This window comes from Actinoplanes sp. CA-142083 (genome assembly GCF_050942195.1).
Taxonomy (GTDB): domain Bacteria; phylum Actinomycetota; class Actinomycetes; order Mycobacteriales; family Micromonosporaceae; genus Actinoplanes.
Genome location: NZ_CP192076.1, coordinates 6,796,935 through 6,814,462 on the forward strand (window position 1 = coordinate 6,796,935; position 17,528 = coordinate 6,814,462).

The following is a 17,528-nucleotide window of genomic DNA, read 5'->3' on the forward strand; positions in this document are numbered from 1 at the left end:
CATGGCTGAGCTCGTGCAGCTCGACGGAAGTTCCTTCGCCGTACAGCACTCCGGCGAGGGGATAGCGCGGCCCGTACCCGGCGGCGTCCTGCTACCTCCGGGCCGCGTCGCGATCCTGCACGGGCTCGGCGATGCCTCGTTCTACCGCCACGGACAGAACTCGTGGAGCCCGTGCGGGTGGCGGCGGCTGAGCGAGCCGCCGCTGCGCATCCCCAACCCCACCCGGATGGTCACCGCGGACGTCCCCGCCTTCGACGACCCGGCCCGGCACCACGGCTCGGCGGTGGCCGCGCTGCAGGGCGACGACGGGCGGACGCTGCTGCTGGGCGCGCTGGGCCTGGACGCCCCGCGGCTGGTGGCCGACCACGACACCCTGGCCGGGTGGTACGCCGGCGGCGGCGACGACTGGTTTCTCGCGTACGGGTCGGAGGAGGACGTCTTCGGCGCGTACACGTCGTTGCTGGCCTCGCGTTTCGGCGCCGCCCGGCGCCGGGCCGGCAACGTCTGGTGCAGCTGGTACGCCTATTACGAGACCATCACCGAGACCCAGCTGGCCAAGGACGTCGCCGACCTGTCCGGCCTGCCCTTCGACGTCGTGCAGATCGACGACGGCTGGGAGGAGATGGTCGGCGACTGGACGCCGAACGCGAAGTTCCCGAGCGGCATGCGCAGCCTCGCCGACCGCATTTCCGACGCCGGCTTCACACCGGGCCTGTGGCTTGCGCCGTTCATCGCGCTCCCCCACTCCCGCCTGGTTCTTGACCATCCTTCGCTCCTGCTGCGTGATGACGCCGGCCAGCCGGTCGTGGCCGGCTACAACTGGGGCGGTCCGTACTACGCGCTCGACCTCATGCGGGACGACGCTCGTTCCTACGTGTCGGGGCTGATCCGGACGGTCGTTCACGAGTGGGGCTTCCGCTACCTCAAGCTCGACTTCATCAACGCCGCCGCGCTGGTGAGCGAGGAGGTCTACCGGTCGGCGCTCGAGCTGGTGCGGGAGGTGGCGGGCGACGACGTCTACCTGCTCGGCTCGGGCGCGATCTTGCTGCCGTCGCTGGGCCTGCTCGACGGCCTGCGCAGCGGCCCCGACGTCGCCCCGATGTGGGACAACTACGCCTCGGTCGACCCGTCCGACGCCACCGCCCGCAACGCCGTCGTCAACAGCGTCCACCGCCTCTGGCAGTCCTCGCTGGTCGAGGTCGACCCGGATGTCATCTACTTCCGCAGCAAGCTCAACCTGCTGACCCCGCAGCAACTCCAGTGGCTGCGCGACCTGGCCGACGTGTGCGGCTTCCGCGCCATCTCCGACCCGCCCAGCTGGCTCTCCCCCGCCGAGCTGGAGCAGCTGCGCGAATACCTCGAATCCCGCCCGGTGATCCGCCGCCTAGGCCGCTACCGCTACACGATCGACGGACGCGAGACCGACTTCGCCCCCGCGGTCGCCACCGACGGCCAGCTGTACCCCATCTCGTGATGCTGGCGGCCATCCGGCGCCGGCGCATCCTCGACCTGCTGGCGCGGCACGAGTACGTCACCGTCGGCGAGGCCTGCACCGCCACCGGCGCCTCGATGGCCACCACCCAGCGCGACTTGGCCCACCTGGCCACAGCCGGAGCGCTGACCCGCATCCGCGGCGGCGCGACCAGGCCCGCAACGGCACGCGACGAGGAGAGCAACCTCGTCGCGTGCCTTACCCGGGCAGGTCGCGCAGCCGGCATCCAGGACTTGGCCACGGTGGAGACCGAGCTGCGTCAGGCACTCGACGCCTGCCGCCGCCTGCGCGACCACCCGGCGTCAGCCCCCGTCAGCCCGCGCCGGTAGGCCGCCGCCTGACCTGTGCGTCGCCGTCAGCCCGCGCCGGTAGGCCGCCGCCTGACCTGTGCGTCGCCGTCAGCCCGCGACGGTGAAGCCGTGGGAGCCGCGCACTACGTGGCCGTCGCGGGAGGCCACCCGGTAGGCGACGTTGTAGGTGCCGTTCGCCAGCTTCCGGCCGATGGTTACGGCGCCGGTCGCGCCCGCCAGGGCCGGCGCGCTGGTGGGCACGCGGCGCTTGGCCGCGTCGACGAGCACGATGACGGTGCCGGCGGGGCTCAGCCGCTGGAGGAAACGCAGCTTCACTTGTTTCGGGGCGGTGCTCAGCCTCGCGTTCGCGGCCGGGGACGACTCGACGAGCGAGTTGTGGGCCCACGCCGGAGCGGCCGGCGCCACCACGGCGAGGGCGGCAGCGGCGACGAGAATCCTGCGAAACATACTCTCTCCTTATCCGGATTTATTGGGACAAGGGGTAGTCGTTCGGTGGAGGGAGCTGGTTCCCCCTGATTCGACATCGGCGGAACTAACCGGAGCGCGCGGGCGACCAACGGCCATGACCGCGATCCCCGAGGTGACGTCCCCGCCGTCCACCCCCGCTCGACGGCCCGCCCCGCGCAGCACCTTCGGGCCGCTGCTCCTACGCCTGCACTTCTACGCCGGCATCTTCGTCGCGCCGTTCATCCTGCTGGCGGCGCTGACCGGCATCGCGTACGTCTTCACCCCACAGTTGGAGAGGGCCGTCTACGCCGACGAGCTCACCGTCACCCCGGGCGGCGCGCCGCGGCCGCTCTCCGAGCAGATCGCCGCCGCCCGGGCCACCCACCCCGACGGCGACATCACCGCCGTCCGGCCCGGCAACGGCGAAGCCACCACACAGATCGACTTCACCTCGGCCTCGCTGGACGCCGAGCACGCCCACACCGTCTACGTGAACCCCTCCACCGCCGAGGTGACCGGCCAGCTCACCACGTGGTGGGCCGCCACGCCGGTGCGAACCTGGTTCGACGACATGCACACCAACCTCAACCTGGGCACAGTCGGCTTCTACTACTCGGAGTTCGCCGCCAGCTGGCTGTGGGTCCTCGCGCTCGGCGGCGTCGCCCTGTGGTGGCGCCGGCAACGCGGCAAGCGGATGCTGCGCCCCGACCTGGCCGCGCGCAAGGGCGTGCGGCGCACCCGCGGCTGGCACGCTTCGACCGGCCTGTGGCTCTCCATCGGCCTGCTCTTCTTGTCGGCCACCGGCCTGACGTGGTCCAACCTCGCCGGCGCCAACTTCAACGACGCCGTCGACGCCCTCAAGGGCAGCCGCCCCGCGGTCTCGACAACGCTCACCGGTGAGGCCGCGACCCCCGCCGGCGGCGGCTACCACAGCGACGGCAGCGGGGCCGCCACCGCCGACGGCGAGGCAGCGACACCCGGCGGCCACCACAGCGACAGCGGCGAAGCCACGGGCCCAGCCGATGGCGGTGCGCCCGTCAACCCCTCGGATATCGACCGGGTGCAGCAGACCGCGCTCGCCAACGGCATCGACGGCAAGGTCTCGATCGCCGTTCCTGGCGATGCCGCGACGGCCTGGACGGTCACGCAGGAGGACGGGCTCTGGCCGGTTCAGCGGGACAGCATCGCCGTCGACGGTGCTACCGGCACGATCACGGACCGGATCGACTTTGCCGACTGGCCGGTGATGGCCAAGTTCACGCAGTGGGGCATCTATGCGCACATGGGCGACCTTTTCGGGCTGGGCAACCAGATTCTGCTCGCCGCGCTGGCGCTGGGGCTGATCTGCGTCATCGTGTGGGGCTACCGGATGTGGTGGCAGCGCCGGCCGACCCGCACCGGCCGCCGCGCCCTCGCCGGAGCGCCGCCCGTCGGGCGGGGCGCCTGGCAGCTGCTGCCCGCGTGGGCCATCGCCGCCGGCGTACCCGTCATCTTTGGTCTTGCCTGGCTTTTGCCCTTGTTCGGCATTCCGCTGGCGGCGTTCCTCGTCGCCGACATCGTCATCGGGACGATCCGCCGGCGGCGGGCGATTCCTGTCTCGCCCGCGCCCGCCGGCAGCTGACGCGCGGCCGGGTGGAAGCCGAACGGCAATTCCAAGCGGTCCCGGCCCAGCAGCTCCGAGTCCACGGGTCCACATTGCGAGAGAGACTCCGGGCGCACGCCCGACAAATCCCGTCAAGTCGGCCAGGAGTTGATCGAGCGCACGGAAGGACGGTGATTTGCCGTTCGCCGCAAACGGCAAATCATCAAGATCCCGCCGGCGGATGCGCAGCCCGCGCAGGGACGGATGGGGCGGCGGCCGACGCGGGCGACCACCGGCAACCGCTACCGGCCGCACCCCACAGCGACCACCCACGGGCGGCGGCCATGGCACGCAGCCGAACCACCGACAACCGCGAGCGGCCGCGCCGCGCGGACGAGCGCCGCGCCGATGAGCGCCGCGCGGATGAACGCCGCGCACGGTAGGCGGAGCCCATATGCGGGCCCGCACGCGGGCGAGCGCCGCGCACGGTAGGCGGAGCCCATATGCGGGCGCCGCACCCGGGCAGGCGCCGCACACGGATGGTGGTGGCGGGCCGGGTGGCGCGGGCTACGCGTCCTCGGTGGGCACCTTGCCCTTGACGTCGTCGTAGACGACCTTCGCCGGCGTCTCGGCCGGCGCGTAGATGACCCGGATCACCCCGGTCGGGAAGACCTCGCTCGCCGTCACCGTCAGGTGGTAGGGCGTGTCGCCCTCGTCGAACAGCCGCCGCCCCTTGCGAGCCGCCACCGGATGCACCAGCAGCCGCAGCTCGTCGACCAGCCCCGCCGCGAGCAGCTGCTGCACCACCGACAGCGAGCCGGGGATCAGGATCCCCTTGACGCCCGGATCCGCCCTCAGCGCGGCCACGGCCGAGACCAGGTCGCCGGAAAGCAGCTCCGAGTTGCGCCACGTGAACGACAGCGGCTGCCGGGAAACGACAACTTTCCGTACGTCGCCGAGTTGTTTCGCGAAAGTCGCGTCGTCGCCGCCGGCCTCCTCGCGGCCGGGCCACGCCCCCGCGAAGCTGTCGTAGGTCACGCGGCCGATGAGCAGCACGTCCGAGGTTTCGTAGTCCTCACCCACCGCTCGGCCCATGTTGTCGTCGAAGTAGGGGAAGTGCCATTCGGGGTCGATCTCGGCCACCCCGTCGGCGGAGATGAACAGCGTGGAGATGACCTTCGCCATGATGCTGGTCCCTTCGGTCCGGTTGTCGAGGATGTAGACCGGCGCGGCCGGCGGAACTCATCGGTCAGGGCAGGGCCGTGGCCAGCTCGCGCCGGGAGGTGATGCCGAGCTTGGTGAAAATTTTCCGCAAATGCCATTCGACCGTACGCGGGCTCAGGAACATCGCCGTGGCGATCTCGGGGTTGGTGCGGCCCGCGACGGCCAGCCGGGCGATGTGCGCCTCCTGCGCGGTCAGCTCCTGCCGCGGCCCGGCGACCCGCTTGGGCACGGCGTCGCCGGTGGCGGTCAGCTCGCGGCCGGCCCGCTCGGCGAACGCCTCGGCGCCGAACGCCGCGAACGCCTCGTACGCGGTCCGCAGCTCGGCCCGGGCGTCGGCGCGCCGGTTCTCGCGGCGCAGCCACTCGCCGTACAGGAGACGGGTCCTCGCCACGAGCAGGGAGACGCCGTCGGCGCTGAGCCGCTCCATGCTCTGGCGGTACCGCTCCTCCGCGCGCGCCGGCGGCCCGGCGAGCGCCTCCCCCAGCGCCCAGATCCCCTCCGACCACGCGTTCCTGGCGGCGTCGGCGCGCGCGGCCAAGCGTTCCCGGGCGTCCTGCGCGACCGTCTCGTCGCCGACCCGCACCGCCGCCTCGACAAGCTCGGGCAATGTCCACCCGTACAGGGCCATGTCCTGGTACGAGATGGACGCGCGCGCCGCCGCCAGCGCGGCCGGGAAGTCGCCGAGTCCGTTGTAGAGCACCGCACGGGCGTACTCGCTCAGGCCCAGCAGCCGGCCCTCGTCGCGCCGCCGCGCGTCGGCGGTCATCGAGTCGATGATCTTCAGTGCCGGCTCGGCGCGGCCCTGGAAGGCGACCAACGCGAGCGAGGCGAACTGCGGGAAGGCGATCCCGGTCGCCTGCGCGAGGCTCTGTCCCTCGTCGAGCAGGCCGGCCGCGTCGGCGAAGCGGCCCATGAACAGCAGCGTGCCGGCCCGGTAGGACAGCGCGATCGGCAGCAGCGACTGGGTGCCGGTCTCGCGGGCGTAGCGGACGGCCCGGTCAGTTATCCGGTACGCCGTGCCCAGCTCGAACAGCTCGTGCGCGGCCGGCGCGGCCATCCACAGCAGCGAGAGGTGCTCGTCGGCGGTGAGCGCCGCGAGGGCCCGGCTCAGCGCGGGCTGGGCCTCGGCGTACCCGTCGAGCGCCCACGCGGTGAGGCCGGTCAGCAGCATGCCGGGGAAGTCGTCGCCCGCTTCGACCCGGCGGGCGGAAGTGGCGGCCCGGCGCAGGTCGTCGCCGCCGAGCCGGCCGGCGTGCAGGGCGGCGCCGACGGCGGTGAGGTACGCGTTGCGGGCCGCCACCGGGTCGAGCGACTCGAGGCGCTCGGCCGCGGCGAGCAGCGGCGGCCCGGCGGCGCGGCCGGGGTTGAGCAGGAACGCCAGCTGCGCGCGCAGCCGCTCGACCTGGGCGCGCTGCAACGGTTCGAGCGGTGTCATCTCGACGGCGGCGAGCATGTCGGGGACCAGGGCGGGCGTGCCGGCCTGCAGACGGGCCTGGGCCGCGGCGAGCAGCAACGAGGCACGCCGGTTGAGGTCGAGGGTCAGCTCGGCGGCGCGCTCGAGGAAGGTGGCGGCCGCCGACCGTCCACCGCGGGCCAGCGCGCGACCGGCGGACTGCTCGAGCTCGGTGGCGACCTGTTCGTCGGGGCCGAGGGCGGCGTGGGCGCGGTGCCACGCGCGGCGGTCGGGGTCCTGCGCCGGGTCGGTGACCTCGGCCAGCGCGGCGTGCACCGCGCGCAGGTCGGCGGCGTCGGCGGAGTGCCACGCGGCCGAGCGCACCAGCGAGTGCCGGAAGCGGACCCGGGTGCCGACGGTGATGAGCCCGGCGGCCTCGGCCTCGGCGGCGGCGGACGGGTCGATGCCGAGCACCTCGAGCGCCCGCCAGAGCAGCGAGACGTTGCCGACCGGCTCGACGGCGGCAGCCAGCAGCAGGCGCCGGGCGTCGTCCGGCAGGGCCGCGATCCGCCGCTGGAAGCCGTCCTCCACACGGCCGGCGAGACCGGGGCTGCCGAAGCCGAAGGCCAGCTCGGTGCTGGTCAGGCCGCGGGGCAGCTCCAGCAGCGCGAGGGGGTTGCCGGCGGTCTCGGCGATGATGCGATCGCGGACCCGGCCGTCGATCGGCCCGGGCACGACCGAGGCGAGCAGGTCGCGCGCCTCGGCGTCGGGCAGGCCGCCGACCGGCAGCTCGGGCAGCCCGCGCAGCACCCGCTCGTCGGTGGTGTCGCGGGCGGCGAAGACCAGCGCGACCGACTCGGCGTCCAGCCGCCGGGCGACGAACGTGAGGATCAGCTCGGACATCTGGTCGAGCCACTGCACGTCGTCGACCAGGCAGACCAGCGGGCGCTCGATGGCGGCCTCGGCGAACAGCCCGAGCACGGCCAGCCCGAGCAGCAGCGGCTGGGGCGCTTTGCCGCCGCTGAGGCCGAAGGCGGTGGTGAGCGCGTCGCGCTGGGGTCCGGGCAGGCGGCCCAGATGGCCGAGCAGGGGCGAGCAGAGCAATTGCAATGACGCGTACGCGATGTCGGCCTCGGGCTCGACCCCGGCGGCCCGGACGACCTGGCAGCCGGTGGCGGTCTCGGCGAGATGGTCGAGCAGCACGGACTTGCCGGCGCCGATCTCGCCGCGCAGCACGAGGACACGGCTGCGCCCGCCCCGGACGTCGCGCAGCAGCCGCTCGAGCGTCTCCCGCTCCCGCTGCCGCCCGCGCAGCTCGAACCCCGGCACGGGAAGGAGGTTACCCATGATCACGCCGGACAAAAGTCCGGTCAACGGACCTCACGGCGCCGGGATCTCACTTTGTGGACGCGACTGCCAGCGGGCCCAGTCCTCCTCGATCGCGGCGGCCGCCTCGCGCAGGTACGGCAGGTACTCCTCGGTCAGCGTGCTGATCTCGGTCTCGCCGGCGTTCACCGTCACGTTCATGGCCGCCCGCACCTCGCCGCTGCCGTCGCGCACTGGCACGGCGATCGACCGCACCCCCGGCGCCAGCTCGTTGTCGGCGATCGCCCAGCCCTGCGCGTGCACCTCGCAGAGCAGGTCGTGCAGCTGCCCGGCGGCCGGCGGCCCGGTCCACGGCCGCACCCCGGAGCGGCTGGGGATCGCGAGCACCTCGGCCGCCCGGTCCAGCGGCATGGCGGCCAGCAGCACCTTGCCCTGCGCGGTCACGGCGGCCGGGAACCGGGTGCCGATCTCGACGCGCAACGCGATGATCTTCGGAACCGCGACCCGCGCGGTGTAGAGGATGTCCGAGCCGTCGAGCTCGGTCATCGACGACGACTCGCCGGTGCGGGCCACCAGGGCCTCCAGGTGCGGCCGGGCGAGATCCCACAGGCTTTGCGAGCCGATGTACGCCATGCCCAGGTCGAGCACGCGCGGGGTCAGCTCGAAGCCGGTGCCGGCCGGGCGCACGTAGCCGAGCTCGCGCAGCGTCAGCAGGAACCGCCGCGCGGTCGGCCGGGTCAGCCCGCTGGCCGCCGCGACCTGGCTCAGCGTCGGGCGCGGGCAGTCCGCGCTGAACACGCGCAGCACGTCGAGGCCCCGCGCCAGGGCCTCGATGAAGTCGGGGCCTTCGCCGCGATCGGGCATGGCTCCCCCATGTGGTCGGTCGTGCCGGGTCCGTCCAGCGAACATTAGTCCGCTCAGTGAAGCAAATGTTTCCAGCCGAAGTCTTGACGGTTCAACGAGGGCGGCGCATTGTGAGTTCACTCCGGTCCGCCTAGCGGACGGATGTCCGACTCCCGACAACACCACCACCGATCCGACGCCGCGGCAACCCCCGCCGGGCGCCGGTCGATGGCGCACGCCCGGATGCGCCCGCCCCCGCCTCCAGGCTGTCCCACTCACCCGTTTCTCTGCGTCCGAAAAGCAGAAGAGGTGTCGAAAGCATGACCATCTCCCGCCGTACCGTCCTCCGCAGCGGCGCCGTGGCCGGGGCGGCCGCAGCCGCCGCCGCGGTCACCGGAAACACGCCCGCCCTCGCCCACCAGGACTTCAAGGACGGCAGCCTCAGCGCCGACCTGGTCCTGTACAACGGCCGCATCCACACCATGGACCGCCGCAACCGGATCGCCTCGGTCGTCGCGATCAAGGACGGCCGGATCGTCTACGTCGGCACCGACGAGCGGACCGCCAAGCGGGCCTTCGACGGCAACCCGCGCACGATCAACCTGCGGGGCCGCACCGTGGTGCCGGGCCTGATCGATTGCCACAACCACATCGTCCTGATGGGAAACCGGCCCGGGTACCACACGCCGCTGGAGAACGCGTACTCCGTCGCGGACGTGCAGAACACCTTCCGGGACCGGGCGAAGAAGGTGCCGGCCGGCAAGTTCGTCACGACCATCGGCGGGTTCCATTTCAACCAGTTCAAGGAGGTGCGGCTGCCCACCTTGGCCGAGCTCGACAAGGCGTTGCCGCACCACCCCGCGTACGTCAGCATCGGTTTCACCGGCCCGAGCGTGACCAATAGTCTCGGCAAGAAGTTCTTCGAGGCGGCCGAGATCCCGGTGACCGTCGGCGCGGACGGCTCGATCGCCGGCGGCGCCGAGACCGGCAAGGCCACCCTCGCGCTGCGCCGCACCCTGACCTTCGACGACCGGGTGCGTAGCACGCTCGACGCGATGGCGTACGCCGCCGAGGTGGGCATCACCACCCACCTCGACCAGGGCGCGTTCCAGGCCACGAACACGCCCTCGGACGGCGCCGCGCACGAGGACAATTACGCGATGCACCTGCCGTTCCTGCGGGTGTACGACGAGGGCCGCGGCATCGTCCGGCTGCGCATCAACTTCCTGCACCAGGACACCGACACCAACGTCACCACGCTGACCAACCGGATCCAGAACGCCTTCAAGTTCTTCGGCAACGACATGGTCCGTACGGGTGCCATCGGCGAGTTCATCGCGGCCAGCTACTTCGGCGGCCCGGTCTTCCTCGAGGCCGCCCGCCGGTCCGCGAAGGCCGGCTGGCGCATCGAGGTGCACTCGCTGTCCGGCTCCGACTTCCAGACCCAGATCCAGGCGTTCGAGACGGTGCACGCCGAGGTCGGCGTCGAGGACCTGCGGTGGGTGGTCGCGCACGTCCCGCAGATCACCCCCGAGTACGTCAACCGGCTCAAGGCGATCGGCGGCGGCGTCAACCTGACCGGCTGGCAGTACCTGGCCGGCAACGGCCCGCAGTCCGGCCCGCCGTTCCGGATGATCGTCGACAACGGCATCCCGGCCGGCATGAGCTCGGACGGCATGCAGATCGCGCCGATGAACCCGTGGATCCACGCCTACTACGCGACCACCGGCAAGAACGCCCGCGGCGTGCAGATCAACCCGAACCAGCAGATCACCCGGCAGGAGCTGCTCAGCCTCTACACCCGGCAGAACCAGTGGTTCCTGGGCGGGGAGGACGAGGACCTGCTGGGCTCGCTCGAGGTCGGCCGGCTCGGCGACCTCGCGGTGCTCAACGACGACTACTTCACCGTCCCGGCCGAGGGCCTCAAGAAGATCCGCTCCGTGCTGACCGTGGTCGGCGGCGCGGTGGTCCACGACTCCGGCGATTGCCGTTAGGGGTTTCCTTCATGCGCAGACGTTCCTTCACCGCGTTAGCGACCGCTGTCGCCCTGTCCGTCGCTGTCGCCGGCTGCAACCGGGGCGGTGACGAGGCCGGCGACAGCGACCCCATCGTGGTCGGCTCGACCCTCTCGCTGACCGGCGCGTTCGCCGCCACCGGCGCGATCCACAAGATCGCCGGTGAGGAGTTCGTGGACCGGCTCAACGCGGCCGGCGGACTGCTCGGCCGCAAGGTCGAGTGGAAAGTCGTCGACGACCAGTCCGACCAGTCCAAGGTGAGCCAGCTCTACGAGCGGCTGATCAGCCAGGACAAGGTGGACCTGCTGATGGGCCCGTACGCCACCCCGAACATCCTGTCGGCGATGGCGGTGGCCCAGCGGCACGGCTACGTGCTCCCCCAGCACACCGCCGTGCTCGCGCCGCAGCTCACCTACGAGTGCCAGTTCCCGGCCTGGTCGATCGGCCCGACGCCGAACTCGTTCATCCCGACCCAGCTGTTCGACGCGGTCGCCACGCTGAACCCCGCGCCCAAGAAGATCGCGGTGCTGACCAGCCAGAGCGGCTCGGCGGCGTTCGTCTCGGACGGCTTCGGCGACGACAAGGCCGGCGTGCTCAGCATCGCCAAGGAGCGCGGCCTCGAGGTGGCGGTCAACGTGCACTACCCGCCGACCACCACCGACTGGGCGCCGATCGCCACCCAGGTGCGCGACGCCAACCCGGATCTGGTCATCGACAACGGGCTCGGCGTGGACGCGGTCAACATCCTCACGGCGATGAAGCAGCTCAACTACACGCCGAAGAAGATGTTCGCGCTCTTCCCGGCGCCGGGGCCGCTGCTGGCCGCGGGCGCGCAGGCCGAGGGCATGCTGTCGGTGTCGATGTTCGAGCCGAACCAGGCGACGCTCGCGAAGCTGCCGCCGGAGGCGACCGAGATCGTCAACGACTTCACCAAGCGGGCGACCGAGGCCAAGCTGCCGTACAAGGTCTTCGAGACCCAGGCCACCGCGTCCTGGAACGCCTGGCAGATCCTCACCGACGGGGTCAAGGCGGCCGGCGGCACCGACCAGAAGAAGATCTGCGACGCCCTCCACGAGAAGGGCGCCGACACGACCTTCAGCGGCCACCTGACCTTCGACCCGAAGGACCACAACTTCTGGCCGACCACCCAGACGCTCAAGCAGATCCAGAACGGCGATTGGGTGACCGTCTGGCCGGCGGACAAGGCCGCCGCGCCCATCAAGTGACCACTCCCGGGGCGGCCGCTGCGAAACGGCCGCCCCGATCCGAACCCAGAGGTGGACCCGCATGAATGTCGTCCAGGCCATCCTCAGCGGCGCGCTGATCGGTGGCCTCTATGCCCTGATGGCCCTCGGCCTCTCCGCGACCTGGGGCGTGCTGCGGATCATCAACCTGGCCCACTTCGGGCTGATCCTCATCGGCGCCTACCTCACCTATCAGCTCGCCACGTCGTGGGGCATCGACCCGCTGCTCACGCTCGTGGTCACGGTGCCCGCCCTGTTCGTGGCCGGCGCCGGGCTCCAGTGGCTGTTCGACCGGCTCGCGGTGAGCGAGTTCAACTCGCTGCTGATCAGCTTCGGCCTGCTGATCATCACGATCCAGGTGGCCGCCAACATCTGGTCGGCGGACTTCCGGCGGATGACCGCGGACATCAATCCGTACGCCACGGAGTCGGTGAGCCTGGGGCGCCTGGTCTTCCCGATCAGCACGCTGCTCGGTTTCGTGATCGCCGGGCTGGTCGTGCTCGGCGCGCACCTCGCGCTGCGGCGCACCTTCGCCGGCCGCGCGCTGCGGGCCGTGGCCCAGGACAGCGCGGTGGCCGGCGCCTTCGGGATGAACCACCGGCGGCTCAGCCTCGCGCTCGGCGGCCTCTCCGGGGCGACGGCGGCGCTGGCGGGCACGATTTTCGCGCTCGGCAACGCGATGACGCCGGAAACCGCGTACGAATGGTTCGGCATCGTCTTCGCCGTCGTGATCCTCGGGGGCATCGGCGAAGTTGCCGGAACTTTCGCCGCCGGAATCCTGGTCGGTGTGCTTTCCGGGGTGGTGTCGGTGGTGTGGTCCCCGGCGACGGCGCCGTTCGTGCTGTTCTCGGCCATCATCCTGGCGCTGCTGCTGCGGCCGCGCGGGCTCTTCGCGCTGGGGGCGGTCCGATGAAATCCCTTTCCGTGGCGGTCGTCGCCCTGCTGGCACTCGGATTCACCGAGATACCGTCGTTCTACCTCGTGCTGATCGGCACGATCTGCTTCTGGATCGCGCAGACCACCAGCTGGAACCTGCTCTCCGGCTACGCCGGCTACTTCAGCTTCGGCCAGGCCGCCTACGTCGGCGTCGGCGCCTACACGACCGCGGTCCTCACCGGCCGGCACGGCGTCAACTTCTTCTGGACGCTGCCGCTCGCGGCCGTCCTGTGTGGACTGCTGGCGCTCGGGATCGGGGCGGTGGCTTTCCGGCTCGGCTCGCTGCGCGGGGAAATTTTCGCGCTGCTGACGCTCGCCGTCCCGTTCATCCTCTCGGCTTTCGCCCGCATCAACCGGGACATCGACGGCGGGCAGGGCACCACGGTGCCGCCGCCGTCCGCCTTCGGCGATTTCCAGCAGTTCCAGTACATCTTGGCGGTCCTGGTCGCGGCGGTCGCGGTGTTTTTCGCGTCCGGGGTGCAGCACAGCCGCGCGGGATCGGCCCTCACCGCCATCCACGACGACGAGGATGTCGCCGAGGTGCTCGGCGTGCCCACCTACCGGTACAAGATGCTCGCCATCGTCGCCGGCGGGGTCATCGGCGGCCTCGGCGGCAGCGTGTTCGCGCTGCAGATCGGCTTCGTCACGGTCGAGAGCGTCTTCGGCCTCACGATCCCCCTGTTCGTCATCGTGATGGCGGTGCTGGGCGGGCGCACCCACTGGCTCGGCCCGGTCATCGGCGCGACGCTGATCGTGGTGCTGCAGGACCGGCTCTCCTCCTACGGCCTCGAGGAGTGGAACGCCATCATCCTCGGCGCGGTCCTCGCGGTGCTGGTCGCGATCGCCCCGAACGGCTTGTACAGCCGCTTGCGGGCCTGCCCCTGGCTGTCGCTCGCCGCTTTCCTAGTGGTAGGCGGCTTCCTCGGCATCATCAACGTCTGGGGGGAGGAGCTCGACTGGGTCCTAGCCGGCATGCTCGCGGCAGCCCTGACCGCAGTCCTCTTCGGCCGCCGCCCGCCCGCTCCCCGGCACGCACCCACCGCCCCCGCCGCCGCATCCGTCCCGGCCACAGCCCAGCCCGGCGGCGCACCCGAGCTCGGCGACGTTCTCATTGAATGCCAGGGGGTCGCCAAGCGATTCGGCGGCGTGCACGCGCTCGACGACGTCAGTCTCGACATCCGCGAGGGTGAGCTGATCGGCCTGGTCGGGCCCAACGGTTCCGGCAAGACGACGCTCATCAACCTGCTGTCGGGCACCTACCGGCCCAGCGCGGGCACGATCCGGATCGGCGGCGCCGGCACGGCGAAACTCGCGCCGCATCAGATCGCGCACGTCGGGCTCGCCCGCACCTACCAGATCCCGAAGCCGTTCGCCTCGATGACCGTGCGGGACAACGTCGCCACCGCCATCATGTTCGGCCGGCGCGCGCACTCGCTGCGGGAAGCGCGTCCCCTGGCCGAGCAACACCTCGCCACCGTGTCGCTCGGGCACCTCGCGGACGCGTACCCGATGAATCTGACCTTGCATCAACGCCAACTGCTGGAGATGGCCCGGGCGATCGCCGCGGAACCCAAGGTGCTGCTGCTCGACGAGGCCCTCGCCGGGCTCAACCCGGCCGAGGTCGACAACGCGGTCCAGGTCGTCCGGCGCATCCACGCCGGCGGCATCACCGTCGTCATCGTCGAGCACCTGCTGCGGGTGCTCAACCAGCTCGCCACCCGGATCGTCGTGCTCGACCGCGGCACCGTGCTGGCCGACGGCGAACCGCGAGCCGTGATGAGCGATCCCGAGGTCGTGAAGGCGTATCTGGGAAGGCAGGCCCATGTCTGACGTCTTGGAAGTGGAAAGTCTCGACGTCCGCTACGGCGACGCGCGTGCTTTGTGGGACGTCGCCCTGCGGGTCGGCGCCGGCGAAACGGTCTGTGTGGTCGGCCCGAACGGCGCCGGCAAGTCCACATTGGTCAACGCCATCGCCGGCATCCACCCCGCCACCGCGGGCCGCATCGCCGTCAACGGCACGGAAACCACCGCGCTGCCCGGCCATCGGGTCTGCGGGCACGGCGTCGCGGTCGTCCCCGAGGGCCGGCGCATCTTCCCGCGCATGACCGTCACCGACAACCTCATGCTCGGCGCGTATCGGCGCGGCGCCCGCGCTTCGTTTCGCGAAACCCTGGGCACCGTTCGCGAACTGTTTCCCCGGCTGGCCGAGCGGTCCGGCCAGCTCGCCGGCAACCTCAGCGGCGGCGAGCAGCAGATGCTGGCGATCGGCCGCGCCCTCATGGCCAAGCCGACCCTGCTGCTGCTCGACGAGCCGTCGCTGGGCCTCGCGCCGGTGCGGGTCGACGAGGTATACGACGCGATCCGCCGGATCGTCGCCTCCGGCGTCAGCGTCGTCGTGGTCGAGCAGGACGTCGAGCGCGCTCTCGCCATCGCCGATCGGGCCTATCTGCTCGGCGAGGGAAGGGTGGTCGCCTCCGGTCCCGCCGCGTCGATGCGCGACAGCGAAGAGGTGCGCCGCAGTGTGCTCGGCTTGTGAGCCGCTGCTGATGGATGGCCGTCGCGTCGTGGTCGACGGCCATCCGATCTGCGCCGGCTGCGGTTCCGCCGCCGTCCCTTGTGGACCGGCGCGGTGGCGGCACCTCGTGCCCGGCGAGCCCTACCCTTTCGACTCACCGTGGTTGCGGCCGCCCGGCTGGGAGGAGTTCGCCGCGCTGACCACTTTCGCGGCCTACGCCGCAAGATGCGCCGACGTCGTGGTCACCGAGGTCGAGTGGCGCACGGCCCGTGGTCGTTTCTTCTCGTACGCCGAGAGCCTCGGTCACCTCCCGCTGGCGGACCTGGTCGCCCTGTTGACCGGCGCCCCGCCCGGCCCGGGCCCGATGCGGATCCCCGCCGCCGTCGCCCGGGTCCTCGACCTCGACGCCCGGCGGCGCGAGCTCGCCTCGCTGTACTCCTGGGCGATCCCCTCCCCCGCCGCCCTCGGACTGATCGCCTCCTACGGCCCGCTGCTGGAGGTCGGCGCCGGCACCGGCTACTGGGCGTCGCTTCTCTCTGCCGAAGGCGCCGACGTAGTAGCCACCGACATCACCCCGCCCGGCCGCGGCGACAACCCCTACCACCGAGCGGGCAGCACCTGGTTTCCGGTCGCGTCCTCGTCGGCGGTCGACGCGGTGCGCGCCCATCCCGGCCGGACCCTGCTGCTGTGCTGGCCACCGCCGTTCGACGACGCGGCCGGCTATGCGGCGGTCCGCGCCTACCGCGCCGACGTCCTGCTGCTCATCGGCGGCGACGAGGACGGCCCGGCCGGCACCCCGCGCCTGCACCGCGAGCTCGATCTGAATTGGACGGTCACCGAGGAGCTGGCGCTGCCGTCGTGGCCCGGCATCCCCGACCGCCTCACCGTCTGGCAGCGGAACGTCCGGCGCCGCCCGCTCCGCACCCGCGACCGCTGCCCGGCGTGCGCCCGCTTCATCCCCACCGGCGCCACCGGCCGCTGCGACCGCTGCGCCCGGAGCCGCCCGGCGGACCTGACGACGTGGTCGGGCGGGCAGCGGGTCGAATACACCGCGGCGGCGCTGGCGGCCATGCCACCCGTGCTGCGCGAGGCCCTCCGCCGATCGTCGGCGGGCCCCCTTTAGGATCTTGCAGGTGCACGGCCTGGACCTTCGTCGCAAGCGAGTGGCGCTCTCGGCCGTCGTTCTCGTCGCCACCGTCGTGCTGTGGGTGTGCGGCCTTCCGCCTCGCAGCATCGGCGTCTTCGCGGCGATCGCGCTGGCCTACTGGGCGCTGCTCGACCGCTTCGACCGGCTGCTCCTCGCCGGCGTTCTGCTGGTGGCCGAGGCGGTTCCGGCCGGGATCGAGGGGCTGCCGCACCCGTGGATCGGCATTGTCGCCGGGCTCGTGCTGGTGGCGTGCCGGCGGCGCCCGGTCCGCGTTGCCCCGCCGGTCACGGCGAAGACACCGGAGGTGGCGGCCTCCGGTGCCGTCCGGCGATCGCCGCCGGTTACCTGACGGGCACGGTCTTGGGGATCGTGACGGTCAGCGGGGCGCTGAAGTCGGACAGGTAGTTGTCGGTTCCGATGGCCTGGACCTTGAGCGTGTACGCGCCGCCCGGGTGCACCGCTTCGGCGTCGAAGACGAGCTCACGCACGGTCACGCTGGTCTTCGAGGTCGACCAGAACTGGGTCGAGCCGGACCACAGCACGTACGAGACGTGGCCGCTGAAGACCGAGGGGTCCCAGGCGATGCCGGTCAGCACGCCGCCGGTGAGGACGCCGCGCAGGTTGGCCGGCGCGGTCGGCGGTGGCACGGTGCGGGCCAAGGTCGTGAAGTGCGTCGACACCGGCGCGGAGGCGTTGCCGGCGTAGTCGAGCGCCCGCACCGACACGGTGTACGTGTGGCCGGCCTCCAAGCCGCCGAACTGCACCGTCGTGTCCTCGGACGGGTTGGGCGAGTACGGCCCGCTCGGCAGGTCGATGGTGACCTCGTAGTACAGCGAGCCCGAGTTGTCGGTCGAGGGACTCCACGCCAGCGTCGCCCAGGTGAACGACAGGCCCGTCACGGTCAGGCCGGAGGGCGCGGTCGGCGGCGTCGTGTCGGCCGCCGCCTGCGCCGAGCCCGGAGCGACCAGGGCCACGGAAGCCGCGGCCGCCACCACGACCACGCCAAGGGACTTCCAAAAACGTTTCATGCCGGGACCGTCGCACCCCGCGCTG

Annotated in this window: 15 protein-coding genes; 10 read left to right on the forward strand and 5 right to left on the reverse strand. The window is 71.8% G+C overall.

Annotated elements, in window-relative coordinates; genetic code table 11:
- Position 1 precedes the first annotated feature (1 nt).
- Both ACQPZX_RS31305 and ACQPZX_RS31310 read left to right on the forward strand, forming a co-directional pair.
- Positions 2-1,474, forward strand: coding sequence for a glycoside hydrolase family 36 protein (locus ACQPZX_RS31305; protein WP_433362985.1), 1,473 nt, complete (start codon positions 2-4; stop codon positions 1,472-1,474).
- A complete protein-coding gene (locus ACQPZX_RS31310) occupies positions 1,474-1,821 on the forward strand; it encodes a DeoR family transcriptional regulator (RefSeq protein WP_433362988.1) in 348 nt (115 codons plus the stop codon). Before ACQPZX_RS31305 ends, ACQPZX_RS31310 begins: the two co-directional genes overlap by 1 nt.
- A 69-nt stretch (positions 1,822-1,890) precedes the next feature.
- Here the strand turns inward: ACQPZX_RS31310 and ACQPZX_RS31315 are convergent, their stop codons facing one another.
- On the reverse strand, positions 1,891-2,250 hold the full coding sequence (locus ACQPZX_RS31315; RefSeq protein ID WP_433362991.1) for a copper resistance CopC family protein: 360 nt from the start codon (positions 2,248-2,250) through the stop codon (positions 1,891-1,893).
- Positions 2,251-2,365: 115 nt separating this feature from the next.
- Between ACQPZX_RS31315 and ACQPZX_RS31320 the strand changes: the two genes are divergently transcribed.
- Complete coding sequence (locus tag ACQPZX_RS31320) at positions 2,366-3,871, forward strand: PepSY-associated TM helix domain-containing protein (RefSeq protein WP_433362994.1); 1,506 nt, start codon at positions 2,366-2,368, stop codon at positions 3,869-3,871.
- A 528-nt stretch (positions 3,872-4,399) separates the two neighbouring features.
- On the opposite strand, the gene ACQPZX_RS31325 is transcribed toward ACQPZX_RS31320, so the two are convergent.
- From ACQPZX_RS31325 to ACQPZX_RS31335, 3 genes are all read right to left on the reverse strand, one after another.
- Positions 4,400-5,017: a dihydrofolate reductase family protein gene (locus ACQPZX_RS31325; RefSeq protein ID WP_433362997.1), complete on the reverse strand. Its 618-nt coding sequence runs from the start codon at positions 5,015-5,017 to the stop codon at positions 4,400-4,402.
- Positions 5,018-5,081: 64 nt separating this feature from the next.
- Positions 5,082-7,778, reverse strand: a complete 2,697-nt coding sequence (locus ACQPZX_RS31330; protein WP_433363000.1) for a helix-turn-helix transcriptional regulator — start codon at positions 7,776-7,778, stop codon at positions 5,082-5,084.
- Positions 7,779-7,829: 51 nt separating this feature from the next.
- Positions 7,830-8,639, reverse strand: coding sequence for an IclR family transcriptional regulator domain-containing protein (locus ACQPZX_RS31335; protein ID WP_433363003.1), 810 nt, complete (start codon positions 8,637-8,639; stop codon positions 7,830-7,832).
- A gap of 299 nt (positions 8,640-8,938) precedes the next feature.
- Between ACQPZX_RS31335 and ACQPZX_RS31340 the strand changes: the two genes are divergently transcribed.
- The 7 genes from ACQPZX_RS31340 (at position 8,939) to ACQPZX_RS31370 (ending at position 16,824) form a co-directional block, all read left to right on the forward strand.
- On the forward strand, positions 8,939-10,612 hold the full coding sequence (locus tag ACQPZX_RS31340; RefSeq protein ID WP_433363006.1) for an amidohydrolase: 1,674 nt from the start codon (positions 8,939-8,941) through the stop codon (positions 10,610-10,612).
- An 11-nt stretch (positions 10,613-10,623) separates the two neighbouring features.
- Positions 10,624-11,859, forward strand: a complete 1,236-nt coding sequence (locus ACQPZX_RS31345) for an amino acid ABC transporter substrate-binding protein (RefSeq protein ID WP_433363009.1) — start codon at positions 10,624-10,626, stop codon at positions 11,857-11,859.
- 61 nt (positions 11,860-11,920) lie between these two features.
- Positions 11,921-12,790 carry a branched-chain amino acid ABC transporter permease gene (locus ACQPZX_RS31350; RefSeq protein ID WP_433363012.1) on the forward strand — a complete coding sequence of 290 codons (870 nt, stop codon included), beginning with the start codon at positions 11,921-11,923 and terminating at the stop codon, positions 12,788-12,790.
- Positions 12,787-14,643 (forward strand): ABC transporter permease subunit, encoded by a 1,857-nt coding sequence (locus ACQPZX_RS31355; RefSeq protein WP_433363015.1) that lies wholly within the window; start codon positions 12,787-12,789, stop codon positions 14,641-14,643. The genes ACQPZX_RS31350 and ACQPZX_RS31355 overlap by 4 nt, the downstream gene beginning before the upstream one ends.
- The gene (locus ACQPZX_RS31360) at positions 14,636-15,349 is read left to right on the forward strand and encodes an ABC transporter ATP-binding protein (RefSeq protein WP_433363018.1); all 714 of its coding nucleotides are present in this window, start codon (positions 14,636-14,638) and stop codon (positions 15,347-15,349) included. The genes ACQPZX_RS31355 and ACQPZX_RS31360 overlap by 8 nt, the downstream gene beginning before the upstream one ends.
- Before the next feature lie 10 nt (positions 15,350-15,359).
- Positions 15,360-16,451 carry a hypothetical protein gene (locus ACQPZX_RS31365; RefSeq protein ID WP_433363021.1) on the forward strand — a complete coding sequence of 364 codons (1,092 nt, stop codon included), beginning with the start codon at positions 15,360-15,362 and terminating at the stop codon, positions 16,449-16,451.
- Positions 16,452-16,461: 10 nt separating this feature from the next.
- Positions 16,462-16,824, forward strand: a complete 363-nt coding sequence (locus ACQPZX_RS31370; protein ID WP_433363024.1) for a hypothetical protein — start codon at positions 16,462-16,464, stop codon at positions 16,822-16,824.
- Here ACQPZX_RS31370 and ACQPZX_RS31375 read toward each other — a convergent pair.
- The gene (locus ACQPZX_RS31375) at positions 16,817-17,503 is read right to left on the reverse strand and encodes a fibronectin type III domain-containing protein (protein ID WP_433363027.1); all 687 of its coding nucleotides are present in this window, start codon (positions 17,501-17,503) and stop codon (positions 16,817-16,819) included. The genes ACQPZX_RS31370 and ACQPZX_RS31375 overlap by 8 nt on opposite strands.
- Positions 17,504-17,528: the final 25 nt, after the last annotated feature.

What these genes read in the sequence shown, in the direction of transcription:
- ACQPZX_RS31305 (WP_433362985.1), top strand. Translation starts at nt 2, where the DNA reads ATGGCTGAGCTCGTGCAGCTCGACGGAAGTTCCTTCGCCGTACAGCAC.
- ACQPZX_RS31310 (WP_433362988.1), top strand. Translation starts at nt 1,474, where the DNA reads ATGCTGGCGGCCATCCGGCGCCGGCGCATCCTCGACCTGCTGGCGCGG.
- ACQPZX_RS31315 (WP_433362991.1), bottom strand. Translation starts at nt 2,250, where the DNA reads ATGTTTCGCAGGATTCTCGTCGCCGCTGCCGCCCTCGCCGTGGTGGCG.
- ACQPZX_RS31320 (WP_433362994.1), top strand. Translation starts at nt 2,366, where the DNA reads ATGACCGCGATCCCCGAGGTGACGTCCCCGCCGTCCACCCCCGCTCGA.
- ACQPZX_RS31325 (WP_433362997.1), bottom strand. Translation starts at nt 5,017, where the DNA reads ATGGCGAAGGTCATCTCCACGCTGTTCATCTCCGCCGACGGGGTGGCC.
- ACQPZX_RS31335 (WP_433363003.1), bottom strand. Translation starts at nt 8,639, where the DNA reads ATGCCCGATCGCGGCGAAGGCCCCGACTTCATCGAGGCCCTGGCGCGG.
- ACQPZX_RS31340 (WP_433363006.1), top strand. Translation starts at nt 8,939, where the DNA reads ATGACCATCTCCCGCCGTACCGTCCTCCGCAGCGGCGCCGTGGCCGGG.
- ACQPZX_RS31345 (WP_433363009.1), top strand. Translation starts at nt 10,624, where the DNA reads ATGCGCAGACGTTCCTTCACCGCGTTAGCGACCGCTGTCGCCCTGTCC.
- ACQPZX_RS31350 (WP_433363012.1), top strand. Translation starts at nt 11,921, where the DNA reads ATGAATGTCGTCCAGGCCATCCTCAGCGGCGCGCTGATCGGTGGCCTC.
- ACQPZX_RS31355 (WP_433363015.1), top strand. Translation starts at nt 12,787, where the DNA reads ATGAAATCCCTTTCCGTGGCGGTCGTCGCCCTGCTGGCACTCGGATTC.
- ACQPZX_RS31360 (WP_433363018.1), top strand. Translation starts at nt 14,636, where the DNA reads ATGTCTGACGTCTTGGAAGTGGAAAGTCTCGACGTCCGCTACGGCGAC.
- ACQPZX_RS31365 (WP_433363021.1), top strand. Translation starts at nt 15,360, where the DNA reads ATGGATGGCCGTCGCGTCGTGGTCGACGGCCATCCGATCTGCGCCGGC.
- ACQPZX_RS31375 (WP_433363027.1), bottom strand. Translation starts at nt 17,503, where the DNA reads ATGAAACGTTTTTGGAAGTCCCTTGGCGTGGTCGTGGTGGCGGCCGCG.